Origin of the sequence: Streptomyces sp. P9-2, from assembly GCF_051903975.1 — a bacterium.
GTDB classification, from domain to species: domain Bacteria; phylum Actinomycetota; class Actinomycetes; order Streptomycetales; family Streptomycetaceae; genus Streptomyces; species Streptomyces cellulosae.
This window is the reverse complement of record NZ_CP192633.1, coordinates 2,427,468-2,447,478: the sequence shown is the minus strand read 5'-3', so window position 1 is coordinate 2,447,478 and position 20,011 is coordinate 2,427,468. Positions and strand designations below refer to the sequence as shown.

At 71.5% G+C, this 20,011-nt stretch carries 18 protein-coding genes and 2 tRNA genes; 11 read left to right on the top strand and 9 right to left on the bottom strand.

Features of this window, described 5'->3' with window-relative positions; translation table 11 throughout:
• Nucleotides 1-27: 27 nt before the first annotated feature.
• Both ACQY0Z_RS11415 and ACQY0Z_RS11410 read right to left on the bottom strand, forming a co-directional pair.
• Nucleotides 28-759, bottom strand: coding sequence for a maleate cis-trans isomerase family protein (locus tag ACQY0Z_RS11415; RefSeq protein WP_439812201.1), 732 nt, complete (start codon nucleotides 757-759; stop codon nucleotides 28-30).
• Complete coding sequence (locus ACQY0Z_RS11410; protein ID WP_254586086.1) at nucleotides 756-1,613, bottom strand: maleate cis-trans isomerase family protein; 858 nt, start codon at nucleotides 1,611-1,613, stop codon at nucleotides 756-758. Before ACQY0Z_RS11410 ends, ACQY0Z_RS11415 begins: the two co-directional genes overlap by 4 nt.
• 194 nt (nucleotides 1,614-1,807) lie before the next feature.
• Here ACQY0Z_RS11410 and ACQY0Z_RS11405 point away from each other — a divergent pair, with 194 nt between their 5' ends.
• Together ACQY0Z_RS11405 and ACQY0Z_RS11400 are read left to right on the top strand one after the other, a co-directional pair.
• Complete coding sequence (locus ACQY0Z_RS11405) at nucleotides 1,808-2,755, top strand: D-2-hydroxyacid dehydrogenase (RefSeq protein ID WP_189897925.1); 948 nt, start codon at nucleotides 1,808-1,810, stop codon at nucleotides 2,753-2,755.
• A 20-nt stretch (nucleotides 2,756-2,775) separates the two neighbouring features.
• Nucleotides 2,776-4,164 carry an amidase gene (locus tag ACQY0Z_RS11400; protein ID WP_439812200.1) on the top strand — a complete coding sequence of 463 codons (1,389 nt, stop codon included), beginning with the start codon at nucleotides 2,776-2,778 and terminating at the stop codon, nucleotides 4,162-4,164.
• Here the strand turns inward: ACQY0Z_RS11400 and ACQY0Z_RS11395 are convergent.
• Nucleotides 4,145-4,639, bottom strand: a complete 495-nt coding sequence (locus tag ACQY0Z_RS11395) for a DUF3830 family protein (RefSeq protein ID WP_189897922.1) — start codon at nucleotides 4,637-4,639, stop codon at nucleotides 4,145-4,147. The two genes, ACQY0Z_RS11400 and ACQY0Z_RS11395, sit on opposite strands and share 20 nt — an antisense overlap.
• A gap of 97 nt (nucleotides 4,640-4,736) precedes the next feature.
• On the opposite strand from ACQY0Z_RS11395, the gene ehuB reads away from it, so the two are divergent.
• The 5 genes from ehuB to ACQY0Z_RS11370 all read left to right on the top strand — a co-directional run bounded on the left by ehuB (nucleotide 4,737) and on the right by ACQY0Z_RS11370 (nucleotide 8,734).
• The gene (gene ehuB, locus ACQY0Z_RS11390; protein WP_439812199.1) at nucleotides 4,737-5,651 is read left to right on the top strand and encodes an ectoine/hydroxyectoine ABC transporter substrate-binding protein EhuB; all 915 of its coding nucleotides are present in this window, start codon (nucleotides 4,737-4,739) and stop codon (nucleotides 5,649-5,651) included.
• Entirely contained in the window at nucleotides 5,648-6,352 is a 705-nt protein-coding gene (gene ehuC, locus ACQY0Z_RS11385; RefSeq protein WP_019525145.1) for an ectoine/hydroxyectoine ABC transporter permease subunit EhuC, read from the top strand. Before ehuB ends, ehuC begins: the two co-directional genes overlap by 4 nt.
• Complete coding sequence (gene ehuD / locus ACQY0Z_RS11380; protein ID WP_028959193.1) at nucleotides 6,349-6,999, top strand: ectoine/hydroxyectoine ABC transporter permease subunit EhuD; 651 nt, start codon at nucleotides 6,349-6,351, stop codon at nucleotides 6,997-6,999. Before ehuC ends, ehuD begins: the two co-directional genes overlap by 4 nt.
• A complete protein-coding gene (ehuA, locus tag ACQY0Z_RS11375) occupies nucleotides 6,989-7,780 on the top strand; it encodes an ectoine/hydroxyectoine ABC transporter ATP-binding protein EhuA (RefSeq protein ID WP_381730784.1) in 792 nt (263 codons plus the stop codon). Before ehuD ends, ehuA begins: the two co-directional genes overlap by 11 nt.
• Before the next feature lie 195 nt (nucleotides 7,781-7,975).
• The gene (locus tag ACQY0Z_RS11370) at nucleotides 7,976-8,734 is read left to right on the top strand and encodes an IclR family transcriptional regulator domain-containing protein (RefSeq protein ID WP_189897913.1); all 759 of its coding nucleotides are present in this window, start codon (nucleotides 7,976-7,978) and stop codon (nucleotides 8,732-8,734) included.
• Between the two features lie 15 nt (nucleotides 8,735-8,749).
• Here the strand turns inward: ACQY0Z_RS11370 and ACQY0Z_RS11365 are convergent, their stop codons facing one another.
• Nucleotides 8,750-9,301, bottom strand: a complete 552-nt coding sequence (locus ACQY0Z_RS11365; RefSeq protein ID WP_439812198.1) for a DUF2690 domain-containing protein — start codon at nucleotides 9,299-9,301, stop codon at nucleotides 8,750-8,752.
• A gap of 351 nt (nucleotides 9,302-9,652) precedes the next feature.
• Between ACQY0Z_RS11365 and ACQY0Z_RS11360 the strand changes: the two genes are divergently transcribed.
• A tRNA-Lys gene (locus ACQY0Z_RS11360) sits at nucleotides 9,653-9,726 on the top strand.
• 61 nt (nucleotides 9,727-9,787) lie between these two features.
• Here the strand turns inward: ACQY0Z_RS11360 and ACQY0Z_RS11355 are convergent.
• The 3 genes from ACQY0Z_RS11355 to ACQY0Z_RS11345 form a co-directional block, all read right to left on the bottom strand.
• Nucleotides 9,788-10,393 (bottom strand): lytic polysaccharide monooxygenase auxiliary activity family 9 protein, encoded by a 606-nt coding sequence (locus ACQY0Z_RS11355; RefSeq protein WP_189897912.1) that lies wholly within the window; start codon nucleotides 10,391-10,393, stop codon nucleotides 9,788-9,790.
• Between the two features lie 148 nt (nucleotides 10,394-10,541).
• The gene (locus ACQY0Z_RS11350) at nucleotides 10,542-11,717 is read right to left on the bottom strand and encodes an SPFH domain-containing protein (protein WP_439812197.1); all 1,176 of its coding nucleotides are present in this window, start codon (nucleotides 11,715-11,717) and stop codon (nucleotides 10,542-10,544) included.
• Between the two features lie 81 nt (nucleotides 11,718-11,798).
• Nucleotides 11,799-13,100: a peptidoglycan-binding protein gene (locus tag ACQY0Z_RS11345; protein WP_189897908.1), complete on the bottom strand. Its 1,302-nt coding sequence runs from the start codon at nucleotides 13,098-13,100 to the stop codon at nucleotides 11,799-11,801.
• A gap of 196 nt (nucleotides 13,101-13,296) precedes the next feature.
• Between ACQY0Z_RS11345 and ACQY0Z_RS11340 the strand changes: the two genes are divergently transcribed.
• From ACQY0Z_RS11340 to ACQY0Z_RS11330, 3 genes are all read left to right on the top strand, one after another.
• Nucleotides 13,297-13,370: transfer RNA gene (locus ACQY0Z_RS11340), tRNA-Lys, on the top strand.
• Between the two features lie 471 nt (nucleotides 13,371-13,841).
• Nucleotides 13,842-15,878, top strand: a complete 2,037-nt coding sequence (locus ACQY0Z_RS11335) for a glycosyltransferase family 2 protein (RefSeq protein WP_189897906.1) — start codon at nucleotides 13,842-13,844, stop codon at nucleotides 15,876-15,878.
• Nucleotides 15,875-17,815: a galactose oxidase-like domain-containing protein gene (locus ACQY0Z_RS11330; RefSeq protein WP_254586079.1), complete on the top strand. Its 1,941-nt coding sequence runs from the start codon at nucleotides 15,875-15,877 to the stop codon at nucleotides 17,813-17,815. The genes ACQY0Z_RS11335 and ACQY0Z_RS11330 overlap by 4 nt, the downstream gene beginning before the upstream one ends.
• A 79-nt stretch (nucleotides 17,816-17,894) precedes the next feature.
• On the opposite strand, the gene ACQY0Z_RS11325 is transcribed toward ACQY0Z_RS11330, so the two are convergent.
• Both ACQY0Z_RS11325 and ACQY0Z_RS11320 read right to left on the bottom strand, forming a co-directional pair.
• Nucleotides 17,895-18,926 (bottom strand): glycoside hydrolase family 6 protein, encoded by a 1,032-nt coding sequence (locus ACQY0Z_RS11325; RefSeq protein ID WP_439812196.1) that lies wholly within the window; start codon nucleotides 18,924-18,926, stop codon nucleotides 17,895-17,897.
• Between the two features lie 416 nt (nucleotides 18,927-19,342).
• On the bottom strand, nucleotides 19,343-20,008 hold the full coding sequence (locus ACQY0Z_RS11320; RefSeq protein WP_189897900.1) for a class F sortase: 666 nt from the start codon (nucleotides 20,006-20,008) through the stop codon (nucleotides 19,343-19,345).
• Nucleotides 20,009-20,011 lie beyond the last annotated feature (3 nt).

The window sequence follows — 20,011 nt, the reverse complement described above, 5'->3', positions numbered from 1 at the left end:
AGATCCCTGCAGGGGCATACGGACGCGTCACACCTGGACGACCGGCTCCCGGGTGAAGAGGGCGCCCAGTCGGGGCGCGTTGACGCGGCGGTCGGTGAGGCGCAGGCACTCCCAGACGGAGACCTGGTTGGCGGTGAGGACCGGCTTGCCCAGCTCCTTCTCCAGGGCGGGGATGTGGGCGACGGTGTGCAGGGCGGTGTCCGGCAGGAGCAGCGCCTCCGCGTCGGGGGTGTCGGCGGCGCGGGCCAGCGCGAACAGCTCCCGTTCGCCCCAGGCGCCGACCTCGGCGGCCGTGACGATGCCCGAGCTGTGCACCCCGGTGACCTCCGCTCCGCCGGCCCGCAGGAAGTCGGCGAACAGCTGGGCGACGTCCTCGGGGTAGGTCGCGCCGACGGCGACCCGGCGCACCTCGATCTCCCGGATCGCGTTGACGAAGGCGAACGAGGTGGAGGAGGCGGGCATGCCGGCGGCGAGGGCGAGCCGGCGCACCTGGTCGCGGGCCCCGTCCCAGCCGAGCACGAAGCTGCCGCTGGTGCACGCCCACACCACGGCCTCGGCGCCGGCCAGACGCAGTTCCTCCAGGCCGGCCGCAAGCCGCTCGGGCGAGCCCATCTCGCGCAGGGCGTCCACCCGGTGCGCGTCCTCGCCGATGTCGGTGTGCACCAGGTCCACGCGGATGTCGCCGCCCAGCAAGAGCTCGATGCGCGGATACTCGTCCTCCGCGGAGTGGCCGGGGTAGAGGAATCCCAGTGCGGTCATGTCCAGCCTTCCTGCTGCTTCTCTCCGGGTGCGTCCGGCAGCACCGGTCCGGGCGCCGTCTGGCCGGGCAGTACGGTCGGCGCCTGGCCCGGCATGACGGTCCCGGGGCGTGCGGACGCGTCGATCAGCGCCTGATACGGTCCCACCGCCCGGGTACCCAATCGGCGCAGCGCCGCCCACATGGTCACCTGGTTGGCCGAGATGACCGGTATGCGCAGTTCCGCCTCCAGTTGGGGGATCACGTCGTACGTCGGCAGGTTGGTGCAGGAGAGGAACAGCACGTCGGCCGTGCCGGGCCGGTCGCGGACCGCCTGCCGGGCCATGTCCACCACCTCGCGGTAGGTGACCTTCCAGATGTGCCGGGTCAGTCCCATGTACGCGCAGCCGGTGACGGTGACGCCGGCCCGTGCCACGTAGGTCTCCAGGGCCCGGGTGACCGACACCGTGTACGGGGTGACCAGGGCGACCCGGCGTACGTCCAGCTCCACCAGGGCTTCGAGGAGCGCGCCCGAGGTGGTGATCGCGGGGACCGCGCCGGCCCGGCTCATCGCCTCGCACATGGCGCGTTCGCCGACGATCCCGCCGACGAAGCTGCCGGAGGTGCAGGCGTAGGCGACGACCTCGGGGGCGACGGCGGTGAGGGTGCGGACCGCGTCGCCGAGCGTCTCGTGCTCGCTGATCAGCCTGGCCAGATCGAGACTGACCTCGACGGGCACGTACGGGGTACGCGTGACGTGCAGGGAGACGCCGTCCGGGGTCCAGCGCCACAGCTCCCGGTCCAGCGCGAAGTCGAAGGGGGCCACCACCCCGACCCCGCGCTGCGGGCTCGGGCCGCCGAGAAGGGAGACGTCCATGACAGGCACCGGCCTCACGCTGGGAGACGAGCACACGAGGGAGCGCGGAAAGACCCGTGTCGACGACGGTAGGTTCGGGTAGGGGCGCGGTCAATCCGCCCGGGTCACCCCACGGTCAACACCCGGTTAACTCGTCGTCACCGGCCTTCGCCGGGGCCGCCGCACCGCATCCGAGCCACCTGGAGACGAGGCCCATGACCACGCCCACGCTGCTCGTCCTGGACGCCGAACCGCTCCCCCGCCTCGGCAGGCTCACCGGCCGGGCGCGGATCGAGCACGCGGACGAGTCGACGCTCGCCGAGCGGCTGCCGCACGCGGACGTGCTGCTGGTGTGGGACTTCACCTCGCACGCGGTGCGCCGGGCGTGGCCGGGCGAGGGTCCCCGGCCGCGCTGGGTGCACACGGCGAGCGCCGGTGTGGACCATCTGCTCTGTCCGGAACTCGCCGCGTCCGACACGGTGGTGACCAACGCGCGCGGTGTCTTCGACGGTCCGATCGCCGAGTACGTCGCCGGTCTCGTCCTCGCGTTCGCCAAGGACCTGCCGCGGACGCTGGCGCTTCAGCGGGAGCGGACCTGGCTGCACCGGGCGACGCGCCGGGTGGCGGGGACGCGGGCGTGCGTGGTGGGGTCCGGGCCGATCGGCCGGGCGGTGGCCGGCACGCTGGAGGCGCTCGGCGTGCGGACCGCGCTGGTGGGACGTGCCGCGCGGGACGGGGTGCACGGCCCTGAGGACCTGGACCGGCTGCTGGCGCGCGCGGACTGGGTAGTGGCCGCGGCGCCGCTGACCGAACAGACGCGGGGGATGTTCGACGCCCGCCGGTTCGGTCTGATGCAGCCGTCGGCGCACTTCGTGAACGTGGGCCGGGGCGAGCTGGTGGTGGAGAAGGCGCTGGTGCGGGCGGTGCGGGAGCGGTGGATCGCGGGGGCGGCGCTGGACGTGTTCACGGCCGAGCCACTGGCCGCCGGCAGCCCGCTGTGGGAGCTGGAGGGCGTGGTCGTCTCGCCGCACATGAGCGGGGACACGGTCGGCTGGCGGGACGAACTGGCCGCGCAGTTCGTGGAGTTGTACGAGCTGTGGGAGGCGGGCCGGCCGCTGGTGAACGTGGTGGACAAGCGACGCGGGTATGTACCGGGTCACTGACGTCTTCCCAGGGAGTGCGGATGTCCGAGCTCACCGAACTGACCGCGACCCGGCTTCTCGACGGCTACCGCAAGGGCGAGTTCGGCCCCGTGGAGGTGACCCGCGCCGCGCTGCGCCGGGCCGAGGAGATCCAGCCCGAGGTGAACGCGTTCGTGCGGCTGCTCGCCGACGACGCGCTTCGGCGGGCGGCCGCCTCCGAGGAGCGGTGGCGGAGGGGCGGGCAACTGGGGCCGCTGGACGGGGTGCCGGTCACGGTGAAGGACATCCTGCTGCTGCGCGGCGCCCCGACCCTGAAGGGCTCGCGGACGATCGACCCGGCGGGGCGGTGGGACGAGGACGCGCCGTCGGTCGCCCGGCTGCGGGAGCGGGGCGCGGTGTTCCTCGGCAAGACGACGACGCCCGAGTTCGGCTGGAAGGGCGTGACGGACTCCCCGCTCAGCGGGACCACCCGCAACCCGCACGACCCGTCCCGTACGGCGGGCGGGTCCAGCGGGGGCGCGGCGGCGGCCGTGGCGCTGGGCGCGGGGCCGCTGGCGCTGGGCACGGACGGCGGGGGCAGCGTGCGCATCCCGGCGGCGTTCTGCGGGATCTTCGCGCTGAAGCCGACGTACGGGAGGGTGCCGCTGTATCCGGCGAGCGCGTTCGGGACGCTGGCGCACGTCGGTCCGATGACCCGGACCGCGGCGGACGCGGCGCTGCTGCTCGACGCGATCGCCGCGCCGGACTCCCGTGACTGGTCGGCGCTTCCGCCGGCGCCGGGATCGTTCTCGGAGGCGCTGGGCGACGGGGTGCGCGGGCTGCGGGTGGCGTTCTCGCCGTCGCTGGGCGGACAGGTGCGGGTGGACCCGGGTGTCGCGGCCGTGGTGCGGCGGGCGGTGGAGCGGCTGGCGGGGCTCGGCGCGTACGTCGAGGAGACCGACCCGGACCTGGCCGACCCTGTGGAGGCCTTCCACACCCTGTGGTTCGCGGGCGCGGCGCGGGTGACGCAGGCGCTGGGCCGGGAGCAGCGGGAGCGGCTCGACCCGGGGCTGCGGGAGATCGTCCGGGAGGGGAGCCGGCTGTCGGCTCTGGACTATCTGGCCGCGGTGGACGCGCGGATGGACCTGGGCCGGCGGATGGGCCGCTTCCACGACGCCTACGACCTGCTGGTCACGCCGACGCTGCCGGTCACGGCGTTCGAGGCGGGCGCGGAGGTGCCGCGCGGGTCGGGGCACCGGCGCTGGACGGGGTGGACGCCGTTCACGTACCCGTTCAACATGACGCAGCAGCCTGCCGCCAGCGTGCCGGTGGGCCTGGCGGACGGGCTGCCGGTCGGGCTGCAGCTGGTGGCCGCGCGGCACCGGGACGACCTGGTGCTGCGGGCGGCGCACGCGCTGGACGAGGCGGGGGTCACGCTCTGCGGAAGCTGAGCGTCTCCCCGGCGGCGCCGGTGCGCCACAGGTCGTTGCAGGCGTCGGCCAGGGCGTCGAGGCCCTCCACCACCTGCCCCCAGACGATGCCGGGGACCCAGCCGACGTCGCCGTTGAGCAGCAGGTTGTTCCGTTCGTAGAAGAGCGCGAGGTCCACCACGGTGGAGCCGGGGCGGACCTCGCGGTCGTAGCCGTAGGACGTGGTGCCCAACTCGGCCCCGGGGAAGGTGAAATAGCACAGATCGCCCGGTATGGGAGTGACCGTGGGGTTTTCCAGGGGTGGCTCCCGGTCCGCGAAGGGCGGGAACAGGGCGTAGACCTCGTTGCGTGCGTACTTGGCGTGGTAGACGTCGCCGGACAGCGGAAGAGATTTCCAGACGGCTTCGCAGGTGATCGGGGCGCGGTCGTCGAGCAGCCGCGCGATGCCGGTCACCTCACGCTTGACCAGGGAGATCTCGAGGAATCGGTCGGCCATGCACTCCATGGTCCCGTGCCGGTCAAGACCGCCCCACCGCCGGACGGGGCCGAAACTGGCCGGAATAACTCGCATCGGTTCGGGTAGCCGCGCCGCCATGGCTCCACCACTTCAACCACTGAGACGAATCACAGGGACCTCCGGGCCCTCGCGTCGGTCGCTGCTCGCGGGGGCCGCGGCGCTCGGCGCGCTGGGCGCGGCGGGGTGCTCGCGGGTTCCGACGGCGTCCACGACGGACGGCGGCGACCTGCTCGAGCGGCTCAGGGCGGCGGGCGTGGTCCGGCTGGGCATCGCCGGCGAGATCCCGTTCGGCTACATCGACAAGGACGGTGAGCTGACCGGCGAGGCGCCCGAGCTGGCCAAGGTCATCTTCGAACGGCTGGGGGTGGACCGGGTGCAGCCCGTGCCCACCGAGTTCGGCTCGCTCATACCCGGGCTGAACTCCCAGCAGTTCGACGTCGTGGCCGCGGGCATGTACGTGAACCCCGAGCGCTGTGAGCAGGTCATCTTCTCCGACCCCGACTACCAGATGCTCGACTCGTTCATCGTCCGCAAGGGCAACCCGCTGGGGCTGCGCGACTACCAGGACGTGGTGAAGAAGAAGGCGAAGTTCGCCACCGGCACCGGCTACGCGGAGATCGCGTACGCCGTGGAGGCCGGCTACAAGGAGAGCGACATCCTGATCGTCCCCGATCAGGTGGCCGGCCTGAACGCCGTCGAGGCCGGGCGTGTCGACGTCTTCGCCGGTACCGCGCTCACCACCCGCGAGGTGGTCAAGAAGTCGAACAAGGCCGAGGCGACCGAGCCGTTCAAGCCCCTCGTCGGCGGCAAACCGCACGTGGACGGCGGGGCGTTCGCGTTCCGGCCGACCGAGACCAGGCTGCGGGACGCCTTCAACGTGGAGCTGGCGAAGCTCAAGAAGAGCGGCGAGCTGCTGCGGATCCTCAAGCCGTTCGGGTTCACCGAGGACGAGATGACCGATCTGACCGCGAAGGAGCTCTGCGGCGGATGACTTCCGGACTCTGGGAACGCGTACTCGAGGGCGTCTGGGTCACGATCCAGCTGCTCGTGCTCAGCGGACTGCTCGCCACCGCGGTGTCGTTCGTCGTCGGCGTCGCCCGCACCCACCGGCTGTGGATCGTCCGCTTCCTCGCGGGCTTCTACACCGAGGTGTTCCGCGGCACCTCCGCGCTGGTGATGATCTTCTGGGTGTTCTTCGTGCTGCCTCCGGCCTTCGGCTGGCAGCTCGTGCCGCTGTGGGCGGGCACCCTGGCGCTCGGCCTGACCTACGGGGCGTACGGTTCGGAGATCGTGCGCGGCGCGCTCGCCGCGGTCGACCCGGCCCAGCGCGAGGGCGGCATCGCCCTCAGCTTCACGCCCTGGCAGCGGATGAAGCTCATCCTGCTGCCGCAGGCGGTGCCGGAGATGATCCCGCCGTTCTCCAACCTGCTGATCGAGCTGCTCAAGGGCACCGCCCTGGTGTCGGTCATGGGCATGGGCGACCTGGCGTTCAGCGCCAACCTGGTGCGCCTGGCGCTGCAGGAGAGCGCGGAGATCTACACGTACATCCTGCTCATCTACTTCGTCATCGCCTTCCTGCTCACCCGGTCGATGCGCGGGCTGGAGAAGAAGCTGAAGGCGGGCGTCGGCAAGGCGCCGAAGAAGACGGTCACCGCCGCCGGGCGCGTGCCTGAGGGAAGTGGTGTCCTGTGACGTGGGACTGGGGCGCTGTCGCCGACTTCATGCCGTACTTCTGGGACGGTCTGTGGGTCACCCTGCAGATCCTGGTGTTCGGCTCGCTGATCTCCTTCGCGCTGGGCCTGGTGTGGGCGCTGCTGATGCGGGCGCCGACGCGCTGGGTGACCTGGCCGGTCGGCGGCGTCACGGAGTTCATCCGCAACACCCCGCTGCTGGTGCAGCTGTTCTTCCTCTTCTACGTGCTGCCCGAGTGGGGGATCACCTTCTCGGCGCTGACCACCGGCGTCTTCGCCATCGGGCTGCACTACTCGACGTACACGATGCAGGTCTACCGCGCCGGTATCGAGGCCGTGCCGGTGGGCCAGTGGGAGGCGGCGACGGCGCTGAACCTGCCGCTGCGCCGGACGTGGACCGTGGTGATCCTGCCGCAGGCCGTGCGCCGGGTGGTGCCCGCGCTCGGCAACTACGTCATCTCGATGCTGAAGGACACCCCGCTGCTGATGGCCATCACCGTGCTGGAGATGCTCGGCCAGGCGCGGCTGTTCGCCCAGCAGAACTTCCAGTTCACCGAGCCCCTGACGGTGATCGGCGTGGCCTTCATCGTCATCTCCTACCTGGCCTCCCTTGCCCTGCGAGCCCTGGAGCGACGCCTTGTCCACTGACACCCACGCCCCGTTCGAAGACAAGCCCGGGACCCCGCGCGCGACCGGTGAGCTGATCCGGCTGGAGCGGGTCACCAAGCGGTTCGGCGACCACACGGTCCTGGACAACCTGGACTTCTCCGTCGACGCCGGCAAGCACGTGACGCTGATCGGCCCGTCCGGGTCCGGCAAGACCACGATCCTGCGGCTGCTGATGACGCTGCTGAAGCCCGACGAGGGCGTGATCACCGTCGACGGGCAGCAGCTGTTCCCGGCGTCGGAGAAGCAGGTCCGCGAGGTCCGCAAGAAGATCGGCATGGTCTTCCAGCAGTTCAACCTGTTCCCGAACATGACCGTGCTGCGGAACATCACCGAGGCCCCGGTCACCGTGCTCGGCATGTCCAAGGACGCGGCCGAGGAGCGGGCTCGGGAGCTGCTGGAGATGGTCGGGCTGACCGACCACCTCGACAAGCACCCGGCCCAGCTCTCCGGCGGCCAGCAGCAGCGGGTGGCGATCGCCCGGGCGCTGGCGATGCGCCCGCAGGTGCTGCTGCTGGACGAGGTCACCTCGGCCCTGGACCCGGAGCTGGTGGCCGGCGTGCTGGACGTGCTGCGGGACATCGCCCGCTCCACGGACATCACGATGCTGTGCGTGACCCACGAGATGAACTTCGCCCGGGACATCTCCGACCAGGTGCTGATGTTCGACTCGGGCCGGGTCATCGAGGCGGGCTCGCCGGAGAAGATCTTCAACGAGCCCGAGCACGACCGGACGCGGGAATTCCTGAGCGCGGTCCTGTAGTCACGGAGCGCGCCCGGGACATCATCCGAGGTCCACGGCATGGGTCATACCCCCGGCATATGCCAGGGGTCCTGTGTCGCAGTTCAGAGGGCCGCAATCTTGTCAACCCCCGCCGTCCACAAGGCCCTTGACGGCTATCGTGGAGGGGATTCGTTGACCGGATTGCGGCCCTACGAGCGAGCGCAGGGGGAAACCGTGGCGCTGAGGCACGAGCCGACCGCGTCGTACCACTCGGTCCAGGACGCACTGCGCGTCCTGGAGACGGTGGCGCGGCGCAGCACAGGAATCAACGAGACCGAACTGGCCCGCGAGACAGGCGTCGCCACGGAGCGGCTGACCACCCTCCTGCGCATGCTGCGCCGCGAGGCCTACGTCGAGCAGATCGCCGACGGCGGCTACGTCACCGGGGCGGCCTTCGTCCGGCTCGGCTCCGCCGCCGGACACCACCAGGCCCTGCGGGAGACCCTCCAGCGCACCCTCGACCGGCTGCGCGACTCCGTGGGCGCCGCCGTCTACCTCAGCCGGTACGTCGACGGCGAGGTCAGCGTCACCCAGTACGCCGACTCCCCGGCCACCCCGAAGGTGAACGAGTGGGTGGACTTCCGCTACTCCGCGCACGCCACGGCGGTCGGCAAGAGTCTGCTCACCCAGCTGGACCACGACGGCCGGCGCGACCACCTGGCCCGGCACCGCCCGGCCCGGCTCACCTCCCGCACCATCACCAGCGACCGCCTGCTGCTGTCGAAGCTCGCCGCGCAGCCGCCGACGGCGCCGGTCCTCGACCTCCAGGAGTACGCGGTCGGCACGGTCTGCGCGGCCGTCCCCCTCACCGCCGGGTCCACCGCCGGGTGCCTGGCGCTGTCCCTGCCGCTGGAGCACGCCCACCGGCTGCGCCGGGCCGCCGACACCCTCAACCGCAACGCCGCGCCGGTGCTGCTGTCGCTGGCGATCTGAGCGGCGGCCCGTCCGTCACCGCCACGCGGTCACCTCGGACCCGTGGATGCAGTAGTGCTCGTACGTGCTCTCGCCGCCGGCCTTGGGGACCGCGCACACGATGACCTCGAACTCGCCGTCGCCCACGCGCACCATGGGGGTGTACGTGTCGTCGCCGTACTTGATCTCGGTGGCGCGCTCGGCGCCTCCGACGGCCTCGACCGTGACCAGGTCCCCCTTGGCTCCGTGCTCGATCTTCCCCCAGACCGCCTGGCACTCCTTGCTGTAGCGGATCGAGAGTTCGGCGGGGTTGCCGGCGGGCGGCTTGAAGGTGGCGGCGCCGCCGTCGCAGCCCTGGCGGCCGGGGTTCTTCCCCTCGCAGGCCTCACCCGGGCAGGTGGGCTCGTCGAGGACCGCGTTCATGACGTGCTCGCCGAGCGGAGTGAGAAGGGCGGCCGCCACGGCGCCGACGACCGCCACGGCGAGGGTCACGGAGGTCGGGCCGTTCCACCAGCGCCGCCCCTGGGGCGGCCGCGCCGAGGGCTCGGAAGGGGTCGTGGAACCGTTGTCGGAACTGCCAGTCGTCATGGGTCTCGCCTTGGTGCTCGTCTCATTGCGCACGCGCCCTCGCCCATGCGCCTCTCACCCCGCCAAACGATCTCCCGCCCGGCCGGGCAACAGGCGCACGGTCGCTCCACGGGCGCACAAGGGAGCGGGAATGCCCGACGGTGACGTCGACGACGCGCTGGGCCCCGGGACGAGCGGCCGCGTGGTCCGGGTCCTGGGCCGCCTGCCACGTCGGCACTCGCCAGGCCGGCGGGCGGCGCGCGACGGCGGCGGAGCGCCACCGCGTTCCGCCCGGCGGTGGTCCGGAGCACCCTCGAGAACCAGGTACTATTTTCTTCGTCGCCGACCGCGGAAGCGGACGGCGGGAGTCATGCGCCGCTAGCTCAGTTGGTTAGAGCAGCTGACTCTTAATCAGCGGGTCCGGGGTTCGAGTCCCTGGCGGCGCACCGAGAAGGGCCTCTCGTGGGAGCGAGAGGCCCTTTGGCGTGTCCGGGGTCGCGGCGGACGCTAGAAGGTCACGTCCGAGCAGGCGTAGAACGCGTTGCCCGTGTCGTGGACCGTCCACACCGCGAGGATCACGTGGTGGCCGCTGAGCCCGGTGGGCAGCCGGCCGCTGTGCGACAGGGTCTGCGGCGGACGCTGGCCGTTGTAGGGGACGGTCAGGAACGGCGTGAGGTTGAGGTCGGACCGGGACAGGTTGTGGTTCTGGTTCCAGCCCGGCTTGGTGACGTAGTACTTGAAGTCCGTGGTGGCGTGCATGGCCGTGAACTGCCACCGGAAGGTGTACTCCTGGCCGCCGGTCACCCGGGTGGTGGGCCAGGCGCCGCCGGACGGGGTGCGCGGTGCGTCGAGGGGGGCGAACGACGCGTTGCCGGCCGAACAGAGCTTGCCGTCGGCGGGGCCCGCGCCGGGGAAGCCCTTCGGGCCCTCGACGCTCTGCGGCTCCCACTGGATGGCGCCGCAGTTGGAGACGCCGCCGTTCTGGCAGAGCTTCTGCCTGCTGACCGGCAGGTCGGTGTAGCCGTGGCCGCTGGCGCCGCCGGAGGAGAGCATGAGCGCTCCGGTCGTGGCCAGTCCCACCGCGGCCGCGTACAGCTTGGTCCGTTTACGCATGCTGCCGCTCCTGGAGTGTGGGGGTTGTCAGGGGGTGCAGGTCTAGACCAAGTCTCAGCGTAGGGACGTTAGTTGAACATGTCCATACCAATCGCGGAGCCTGTTTTCCCGCTGTCGAGCCCCGCCCACTCCTGCGCTGTCCCGCCCTTCAGGCCCCGGTGTCCCCCCGTCCCGCGCAGAACGCCACCGTCAGGTCCTTCACCAGCGTCCGGCGCTCGTAGTCGTCCAGGTCCAGCAGACCGCGCATGGTCAGCCGGGTCACCGTGTCCTCCACCGAGTCCACGACCGAGCCGATCACGCTCGCCCGGTGCCGGGCGTCCAGCGCCGCGACCCTGCGCCGGTGCATCGCGGCGGCCACCTCCGGCGCGTACTCCACCCGCAGCGGACGCACCGCGCACACCTCCACCCCGACCGGCCCGGCGTCCGCCGCCACCAGCCGGGTCAGCGCGTCCTGGGTCGCCTGCACCGCGCCCCGTCCGGCGCCCGGCGCGGCCACCGGCACCCGCAGCAGCGCCGCCTCCACGCACGCCCGCAGATACCCCTCGTGGTCCTCGACGCCCAGGGTCGCCCGCGCGGTGTCCCGCACCCGCCACACCACCAGCACCGCCACCCGCAGCGCGACCCCGCCCCGGTCGGCGGCCGGGAGCGGGTCGCCGCGCCAGTGCCGCAGCCGCACGTCGACGCGGCGGCGCAGCAACAACGGGTTCACCCACAGCAGTCCGGTCCCGCGCACGGTCCCCCGGTAGCGGCCGAACAGCTCCAGCACCCAGGCGCGCCCGGTCCGTCCGCGGGCCAGACCGCCGAAGCCGAACAGCCCGAGCGCCCCGGCCCCGGCGAACGCCGCCCACTGCGCGGGTCGGAGGCCGCCGGCCCCGGCGGTCCCTCCGAGCGCCTCGACCACGAGCGGCGGCAGTACGCCCGCCCACCACGCGGTGACCGCGCAGCCCGCCGCGCCGAACGTCCCCGCGAGCACCCCGGCGATCCCCGGCAGCACCCGCGCGGGCCGCTCCACGATCTCCGGGTCGACGCCGGGCGCGGACGGGCGGGCCCGCAGACCGATGTCGCGCGTGTCCCGGTCGTCCCCCTCCGCCTTCTCCCGCTTCTCCGGCAGGGGACGGTGTGCGACGACCGCGGGCCGCAGCTTCACCTCCGCGGGAGACGCCGAGGAGGACGGTGCGGGTTCCTCGCGGAACAGCAGGTGGACGGGGATCTCGGTGGTGGACTCGGTGTGGATCAGCCGGGCCGGGCGTACGGCCGCGACGCCGTCGTCGGGCCCCACCGACTCGGGGACGTGCTCGGGGATGTGGGATGTGGTGGTGGTCATGCGTGCCTCCAGCCTCCGCGCCAGATGCGTCACATCGAGGGACTCGGGCGGGGGCGGACCGCCCGGCGCCCCGGTAGGGGGTCAGGCGAAGAGCCGCCGCCAGGTCTCCGGGCCCGGGACGCCGTCCGCCGCCCTGCCCCGCCAGCCCTGCGCCCGCTGGAAGTCGGCCACGGCGCGCCGGTCCTCCTCGCCCCAGCGCGGGCCGGGCCCCTGGGTGTAGTGCCGGCCGAACCCCTTCGACACCAGTTGCCGGCCCAGCCGGGTGACGTGCTCGTTCTCCGCACCGGGACGGAACAGCGCCCGGCCCGGACAGCCCGGCACCCCGTGCGGGGCGGGCGCGGCGAGAACGCCCGCCGGGACAGAAGCGGAACCTCCGTTTGAGCCACCCGAGGTCCCTGCGGACCGCGCGCCCGACGAACCGGGAGCACCGTCCACGGCGGCACTCCGCCGCGACGGCGCCGCACCGGCCGGCCCCTCGCCGGCGTCCGTTCCGCGAGGACCCTCCGGCAGGGCGGGCACGAGCGCCCCTGCGCCCGGCGCGACGGTGTCCGCGTCCTCGGTGACAGGTGGGGATTCCGCCACCGCCGACCCGTCCGGAAGCGCGGACTGGGCGGGCGCGGCGGTCTCCGGAGCGGCCCCCGCGGCACCGTCGGTCACGCCCTTGTAGCGATAGGGCACATAGCGCGCCGAGTTGTTCCAGTAGGCGTACGGGGTCGTCATCTTGCGGGCGCGCGGCGGGGTCTGCTCGTAGGCGACGTACTGGGTGCGGGCGGAGTTCGCCCATCCGCCGAAAATGACGACGTGCGAACCGTTGTACGGGTCGGACGCATTGTGGAACAGGAGGATGTCGCCCGGCTGGAGTTCCGCCTTGGTGATTTTCTCGGCGTATTGCGCGAGGCTCCCCGTCCATTCGTTGCCGGGCAGTTTCCAGGCCATCGACACATAGCCCGAGCAGTCCTGCCGGTATCCGTCCGACCAGTAGGAGGACACGCCGTAGGGGACCTTCTGGGTGACCCAGGAGGCGGCCCGCCTGACGATGTCCGTCCTGCTGATCGCGGGGAGCGTCCCGGGCGGCAGCGCGGGACCCGTGCGCCCCTCCTGCCCGAACAGCGGGCCCGGCGCGCCCTGCCCTCCGCCGCTGCCCTGGTCTGCGGGGACGCCCTGGCCGGCGGAGACCCGGGTGTCCTGGCCGGCGACCGCGGGGACCGGGTGGGTGCCGAGCGCGGCGGACGTGACCGCGGCCACCACGAGGGCCGTGCGGTGCGCCAGGGAGCGCCGCAGCCGTCCCGCGCGGGGAAGCGGCCGCTCCCGCCGTTCACCCGTGCGGCCGGGCCGCGCGCGGTCTGCGGCCGGACCGAATTCCTCGCACACCGGAGACCCCATGCGATTTCCCTCACATTCCCGGAACGTTTCTCCGCATCTGCGCACGAGCGTCAGTGTGGCAACGGTCATCCGGGCGCGCACTTTGACGGTCCGAATGATGTAAAGCGCCCCTCCACCGGACGCCCCGGGTGGCGGGGGCCGGACCGGGGTGGTCACGGGCACCTTCCGGAGTCCTGTAGAGTTCTGCCGTCAGCAGGCGCCGCTAGCTCAGTTGGTTAGAGCAGCTGACTCTTAATCAGCGGGTCCGGGGTTCGAGTCCCTGGCGGCGCACCGACACGACGGGCCCCTCGTTACTCACGAGGGGCCCGTCGGTTTTTGGCCGGAAACTCTCTCGCCCCCGTTGAGCGCCACGCTCTCGCGCCCCGTACGGAACTGTGACACCACAGGACACCCTCGGGCGTCCCAAAGGCCCCCTTTGCCCGGTCCGCGCCCTCTTTCGCACCTTGCGATCATGAGGAGCGAACCGGGAACCTGGTCCCTTCAACGAACCGTGCCATCGCGGCCGTTGGGGGGGAAACGGGGAGTACCGGCCACCGGCCGGGACGGGGTGAGGGACCCCGTTCCCTCGCGTCGGCACCGAAGGGGGATCATGCAACCGGAAGGCACGGGATCGTGTCTATAAGGTGTGCGTGACGTGGTGACCGCGGTCCGCCACTGACACGTCCGGAGGTCGAGGGGGACCGGCGCGGACGTAAGGAAGCGACGAAACACGCGCTCTTGCCGCGTGTGGGGGGATGACTCATGACGTCGACGCCGACGGGCGCCCACCGGGACGACGACCCGTCCCAGACCACCCAGCTGCGGGTGCCCGGCCATCGGAACTGGAACACGGGTACGTTCCGCAGGATCAAGAAAGCGCTGCCCAGATACGACTACGAGCACTACAGCCGCCTCGCGGGTCCCCTCACCCAGCCCGATCCGAACAAGCCGTACAAGGTCCAGTACCGCTCGCTGATCTCGCAGGAGCCGCACCGCATCCGCATCGCGCTGATGCTGCTGGCGGCCCCCGTGCTGTCGCTGGTGCTGCTGGTGTGGCTGCTCCAGCCGTCGCACTGGACGGAGCGCGACCATCCGGCGTTCGAGTGGCTGCCCGCCCTCGACATCGTGATGCTCGTGTCGATCGGTCTGATCGAGTTCTTCCGCTGCATGAACGTGCTGTCGAACGCGCACGCCACGCTCGTCGCCCGCGACCCGATCCCGGTGGTGCCCGAGACCGGCACCCGGGTGGCCTTCCTCACCTCCTTCGTGCCCGGCAAGGAGCCGCTGGAGATGGTGACGAAGACCCTGGAGGCGGCCGTGAAGATCCGCCACCGGGGCCTGATGCACGTCTGGCTGCTCGACGAGGGCGACGATCCCGAGGTGAAGGCGGTCTGCGAGCGCCTCGGCGTGCACCACTTCTCCCGCAAGGGCGTGGCGAAGTGGAACCGGAAGAAGGGCCCGCACCGTGCCAAGACCAAGCACGGCAACTACAACGCCTGGCTGGACGCGCACGGCGACAACTACGACTACTTCGCCTCGGTGGACACCGACCACGTGCCGCTGCCGAACTACCTGGAGCGGATGCTCGGCTTCTTCCGCGACCCGGACGTAGGCTTCGTCATCGGCCCGCAGGTCTACGGCAACTACGACAACTTCGTCACCAAGGCCGCCGAGTCCCAGCAGTTCCTCTTCCACGCGCTGATCCAGCGCGCCGGCAACCGCTACGGCTCGCCGATGTTCGTGGGCACGTCCAACGCGGTGCGCATCAAGGCGCTGAAGCAGATCGGCGGCCTGTACGACTCGATCACCGAGGACATGGCGACCGGGTTCGAGATGCACCGGGCGAAGAACCCGGAGACCGGACGGAAGTGGCGCTCGGTCTACACCCCGGACGTGCTGGCGGTCGGCGAGGGCCCCAACGCCTGGACCGACTTCTTCACCCAGCAGATGCGCTGGTCGCGCGGCACGTACGAGACGATCCTGAAGCAGTACTGGAAGGGCTGGTTCTCGCTCCCGCCGAGCAAGCTCTTCAACTACACGATGATGATCATCTTCTATCCGATGTCCGCCCTGAACTGGATCCTCGCGGCGCTCAGCTGCGCGCTGTTCCTGGGCCTGGGCGCCTCGGGTGTGAACATCGACCCGGCCGTCTGGCTGATGCTCTACGGCAACGCCTCCGCGCTGCAGATCGGCCTGTACGTCTGGAACCGCCGGCACAACGTCTCGCCGCACGAGCCGGAGGGCTCCGGCGGTGTGGCCGGCATGGTGATGTCGGCGCTGTCGGCCCCGCTCTACGCGAAGGCGCTGATCGACTCGGTGCTGCGCCGCAAGAGCAAGTTCGTGGTCACCCCGAAGGGCGACTCGGCCAGCCCGGACACCTGGTTCGGCACCTTCCGCTACCACTGGTACTTCATCCTGATCTTCGCCGGCTCCATCGCCGCGGGCTTCGTCTTCGGACACTCCCACCCGGCGATGGTCATCTGGGCCACCTTCGCCCTGCTCATCACCGCGGCGCCGATGTTCGCCTGGCGTCACGGCATGCGGCAGGACCGGAAGAAGCCCGGCGCGCACGCGGCGGGGCAGCGGCGCGACGACGCGACCCCGGCCGACGGCGTGCGGATGCCGCAGCAGCAGCACGCCCCGCACCAGCCGCAGCCCCGGCCCCACTGGGCCGGCTCCCACGGCGCACCGGGTGGATCAGGGGGCCCCGAAGGGCCGGGAGGCCCCGGGGGCGGCAACCCCGGTGACGACCAGACCATGCAGATCGCCCTTGGTGGACTTGGGGGACGTAAGGAATGACTGACCGTGCAGGCCGCCGTCGCGCCCGTCGGATCGCGATAGGCACGGCGGTGGTGCTCGCGCTGGCCGGGATGAACGGCCCGTGGCTCTACCGCTTCGGGTCGGAGAAATACCACCAGTACAAGATCAATCAGCCGGAGTACAAGGCCGCGAACGGCAAGTGGGAGATCGTCGAGTTTCCCGAGGAGTACCGGCAGAACACCATCCACGCGGCGCTGCTGCGCACCGGCAAGGTGCTGCTCGTCGCGGGGTCGGGCAACAACCAGGACAACTTCGACGCCAAGAAGTACGACACCCGGATCTGGGACCCGGTGAAGGGCACCATCAAGAAGGTGCCCACGCCGAACGACCTGTTCTGCACCGGGCACACGCAGCTCGCGAACGGCAATCTGCTGATCGCGGGCGGCACCAAGCGGTACGAGAAGCTCCAGGGTGACGTGAAGAAGGCCGGCGGCCTGATGCTCGTCCACAACGAGAACCCGGACAAGCCGATCACCCTGCCGGCGGGCACCAAGTTCACCGGCAAGGAGAACGGCAAGACCTTCGTCTCGAAGGACCCGGTGCTCGTGCCGCGCGCCGAGAAGAACTTCGACCCGGACACGGGCGAGTTCCTCGGCAACACCCCGGGCGTGGGCCGTATCTACGTCGAGGCGCAGAAGGAGGGCGCCAAGTACGAGACCGGCACGCAGGACAACTACCGGGTGCAGGGGCTCACCGGCGCCGACGCGCGCAACACGTACGGCATCGCGGAGAAGCTCGCCCTGGACAAGAAGGACTTCCAGGGGATCCGCGACGCCTACGAGTTCGACCCGGTCGCCGAGAAGTACGTCAAGGTCGACCCGATGAAGGAGGCCCGCTGGTACCCGACGCTCACCACCCTGAGCGACGGGAAGATCCTCAGCGTCTCCGGCCTCGACGACATCGGCCAGCTCGTCCCGGGCAAGAACGAGATCTACGACCCGGAGACCAAGGAGTGGGAGTACACCGACAAGGAGCGGCAGTTCCCCACCTACCCGGCGCTGTTCCTGATGCAGAACGGCAAGATCTTCTACTCGGGGTCCAACGCGGGCTACGGGCCGGACGACGTCGGCCGTGAGCCGGGCATCTGGGACGTGGAGACCAACAAGTTCAAGAAGGTCCCCGGCCTGAGCGACCCGAACCTGATGGAGACGTCCGGCACGGTGCTGCTGCCGCCCGCCCAGAACGAGAAGTACATGGTCATCGGCGGCGGCGGGGTGGGCGAGTCCGAGCTGTCCAGCAACAGGACCCGGATCGCCGATCTGAAGGCCGACGACCCGAAGTTCGTCGACGGGCCGTCGCTGGACAAGGGCACCCGCTACCCGCAGGCGTCGATCCTGCCGAACGACGAGGTGCTGATCTCCGGCGGCTCGGAGGACTACCGGGGCCGCGGTGACTCCAACATCCTCGAGGCGCGGATCTACGACACGGAGAAGAACGAGCTGCGGAGGGTCGCCGACCCGCTGGTGGGCCGCAACTACCACTCGGGCTCGATCCTGCTGCCCGACGGCCGCGTGATGTTCTTCGGCTCGGACTCGCTGTTCGCCGACAAGGCCAACACCAAGCCGGGCAAGTTCGAGCAGCGCATCGAGATCTACACCCCGCCGTACCTGTACGGGGACGAGGAGCAGCCCGACCTGTCGGGCGGGCCGCAGACCATCGAGCGCGGCGGGTCCGGCACGTTCACCTCGCGGGACGCGGCGTCGGTCAAGAAGGTCCGGCTGATCCGGCCGAGCGCCACCACCCATGTCACCGACGTGGACCAGCGGTCGATCGCCCTGGACTTCACGACCGACGGCGACCAGGTCACGGTGACCGTGCCGAAGAACAAGAACCTGGTGCAGTCCGGCTGGTACATGCTGTTCGTCACCGACGGCGACGGCACGCCCAGCAAGGCCCAGTGGGTGCAGGTGCCGTAGCGCTCCTGCCGGTACGACGAAGGGGGCGCCGTGCGATCCGCACGGCGCCCCCTCTCGTTCTCCGTGGGCTGTCCCGCCGTCAGTCGGCCGACGCGCGCGCCAGGCCGAGGGCGTAGTCCTCCCACCACTCGCCGGCCTTGGGGCCGCCCTTGCACTCGCCGTCCGACTCCCCGGGGCGCTTGATCCACAGGTAGGCGTCGACGAGCGGGTCGGCCGTGCGGGTCGTCGGGGTCTCGCCGAGCGCCCGGCCCGGCGGGTTGCACCAGCGCTCGTCCGGATCGCCCTCCGTGTAGGGTCCGTTGCCGTTGCGGCTGGTGTCGACGACGAAGTGCTTTCCGCCGACCTTGGCGGACAGCTCCTTGCCGTAGGCGATGGAGTCCTCGGTGGTGTAGAAGTTCGAGACGTTCACCGCGAAGCCGTCGGCCTGGTCGATCCCGGCCCGCTTCAGCGGCTCGTGGATCTGGTCGGGGTTGCCCCAGCCCGCGTTGCCCGCGTCCAGGTACACCTTGGTGTCCTTCAGGCCCTTCAGCTTGGAGACGGCGCCGTCCAGCAGGTCGTAGCGCTCCTCGTGGAACTCCTTCGGGGTGCAGCCGTCGACCAGGTGCAGCACCGCGTCCGGCTCCAGCACCACCGTCGCCGGGCGGTCCCCGATGCCCTCGGCCACCGCGTCCACGAAGTCCCGGTAGGCGTCCCCGTCGGCCGCCCCGCCCTGCGAGTACTGGCCGCAGTCGCGGTGGGGGATATTGTAGAGGACCAGCACCGCGCGGCGGCCCACCTCGTCGGCGCTCTCGGTGAACTCCCGGGCCTGCTCCTCGGCCTGCTCCGGGTTGATCCACTCCGCGACCGGCTGCTCGGCGATCTTCCGCAGCTGCTGAGCCTCGGACTTCCTGCCGTCCCCCAGCAGCTTGCCGACCTCGCGCGCCGCGACGCCCTGCGGGTTGGCCCAGAAGGGGTCCGCCTCCTTCGGCTGCTGCGTGACGACGGCCGCCGCCGAGCCCTCCTTGCCGTCGTCACCCCCGGAGGAACATCCCGCGAGCAGCAGCGCCGCCCCCAGCACCGCTGCGGACGCCCGCCCCCCGGCGAACGCCCCGACCCCCCTGCTGCCGTACATCCAACCCCCTTGGGTGCACTTGTTCCACGTGATCCGAGCCCCAATCCTGGCATATCTCACGGCCCGCCAGGACGGCCGAGTGCCGCTTGTCCACGGCCTGTTACAGCGGACAGGGCCACATCTCGGCGCCCTCCGCGCGCCACATGGCCGGATCGCACCCACCTGCGCCGATCACGGAATGCGACCGGTCCGGGACTTGACGTGGAACAGACCCTGGGCCGGGCCCGGCTTTGCCTCTAGAGTCGTGTGCGCGGCCGGCCGACCGTCGGGCCGGCGCTTCCGCGCGCCTTCCGAAGACCTCCCGCGCGTCCGCCGGGTCACCTCCCGCGGCCCGTGCTCAGCGCGGTCGAGGACCGGCCCGGCCGACGGCCTCCGGGGAGCAGGCCGCAGGCCGGGCCGGATGCCTCCCGCCCGTGTCACGCGTCGGTGCGGGGCGCCGAGGCGTCGGTGAGGTACGCGGAGACGACGACGTTGGCCTCGTAGGCGCCGGCCTCCGGGTCGAAGGCGCCGCCGCAGGTGATCAGGCGGAGTTCGGCGCGCCCGTCGTGGCGCGGGCCGTACGCCTCCTGGGCGTCGAAGCCGTCCCGGTCGAGCACGCGGACGTCCTCGACGGTGAACTCGGCGACCGTGCCGTCGCTGCGGGCGACCCGGATCTCCTGCCCGGGCTCCAGGGTGTCCAGCCGGTGGAAGACGGCGGGCCGCGTCTCGGTGTCGACGTGCCCCACCAGCAGCGCGGCGCCCTCCGCGCCGGGGGCGATGCCGGCCGCGTACCAGCCGACCTCGCCCGCGCGGTCCAGCGGCGGCGGGTCGGGGGCGCCGCGCCCGTCCAGGCCGCGGGCGACGACCGGGGCGCGCAGGTCCAGGCCTGGGATGTCGAGGGCGAGCGGGTCCGCGGCCTTCAACGGCCGGTGCACGGTGGGCAGATCGGTCAGGGGCGGGCGTCCGGCCGCCGCCATGTCGCCGGTGGCGGGCCCGGCCGTCCCGGCGGGCACCTCGGTGAGGCTCTGCCCCCACAGCCACAGTCCGAGCAGCAGCGCCACCCAGACCGCGCCGGCGGGCAGCCGCTTCGTCAGGTCACGCATGAT

Bases quoted from the DNA above. Each gene is read 5' to 3' on its own strand.
- ACQY0Z_RS11415 (WP_439812201.1), bottom strand. From the start codon at position 759: ATGACCGCACTGGGATTCCTCTACCCCGGCCACTCCGCGGAGGACGAG.
- ACQY0Z_RS11410 (WP_254586086.1), bottom strand. From the start codon at position 1,613: ATGGACGTCTCCCTTCTCGGCGGCCCGAGCCCGCAGCGCGGGGTCGGG.
- ACQY0Z_RS11405 (WP_189897925.1), top strand. From the start codon at position 1,808: ATGACCACGCCCACGCTGCTCGTCCTGGACGCCGAACCGCTCCCCCGC.
- ACQY0Z_RS11400 (WP_439812200.1), top strand. From the start codon at position 2,776: ATGTCCGAGCTCACCGAACTGACCGCGACCCGGCTTCTCGACGGCTAC.
- ACQY0Z_RS11395 (WP_189897922.1), bottom strand. From the start codon at position 4,639: ATGGCCGACCGATTCCTCGAGATCTCCCTGGTCAAGCGTGAGGTGACC.
- ehuB (WP_439812199.1), top strand. From the start codon at position 4,737: ATGGCTCCACCACTTCAACCACTGAGACGAATCACAGGGACCTCCGGG.
- ehuC (WP_019525145.1), top strand. From the start codon at position 5,648: ATGACTTCCGGACTCTGGGAACGCGTACTCGAGGGCGTCTGGGTCACG.
- ACQY0Z_RS11365 (WP_439812198.1), bottom strand. From the start codon at position 9,301: ATGACGACTGGCAGTTCCGACAACGGTTCCACGACCCCTTCCGAGCCC.
- ACQY0Z_RS11355 (WP_189897912.1), bottom strand. From the start codon at position 10,393: ATGCGTAAACGGACCAAGCTGTACGCGGCCGCGGTGGGACTGGCCACG.
- ACQY0Z_RS11350 (WP_439812197.1), bottom strand. From the start codon at position 11,717: ATGACCACCACCACATCCCACATCCCCGAGCACGTCCCCGAGTCGGTG.
- ACQY0Z_RS11345 (WP_189897908.1), bottom strand. From the start codon at position 13,100: ATGGGGTCTCCGGTGTGCGAGGAATTCGGTCCGGCCGCAGACCGCGCG.
- ACQY0Z_RS11335 (WP_189897906.1), top strand. From the start codon at position 13,842: ATGACGTCGACGCCGACGGGCGCCCACCGGGACGACGACCCGTCCCAG.
- ACQY0Z_RS11330 (WP_254586079.1), top strand. From the start codon at position 15,875: ATGACTGACCGTGCAGGCCGCCGTCGCGCCCGTCGGATCGCGATAGGC.
- ACQY0Z_RS11325 (WP_439812196.1), bottom strand. From the start codon at position 18,926: ATGTACGGCAGCAGGGGGGTCGGGGCGTTCGCCGGGGGGCGGGCGTCC.
- ACQY0Z_RS11320 (WP_189897900.1), bottom strand. From the start codon at position 20,008: ATGCGTGACCTGACGAAGCGGCTGCCCGCCGGCGCGGTCTGGGTGGCG.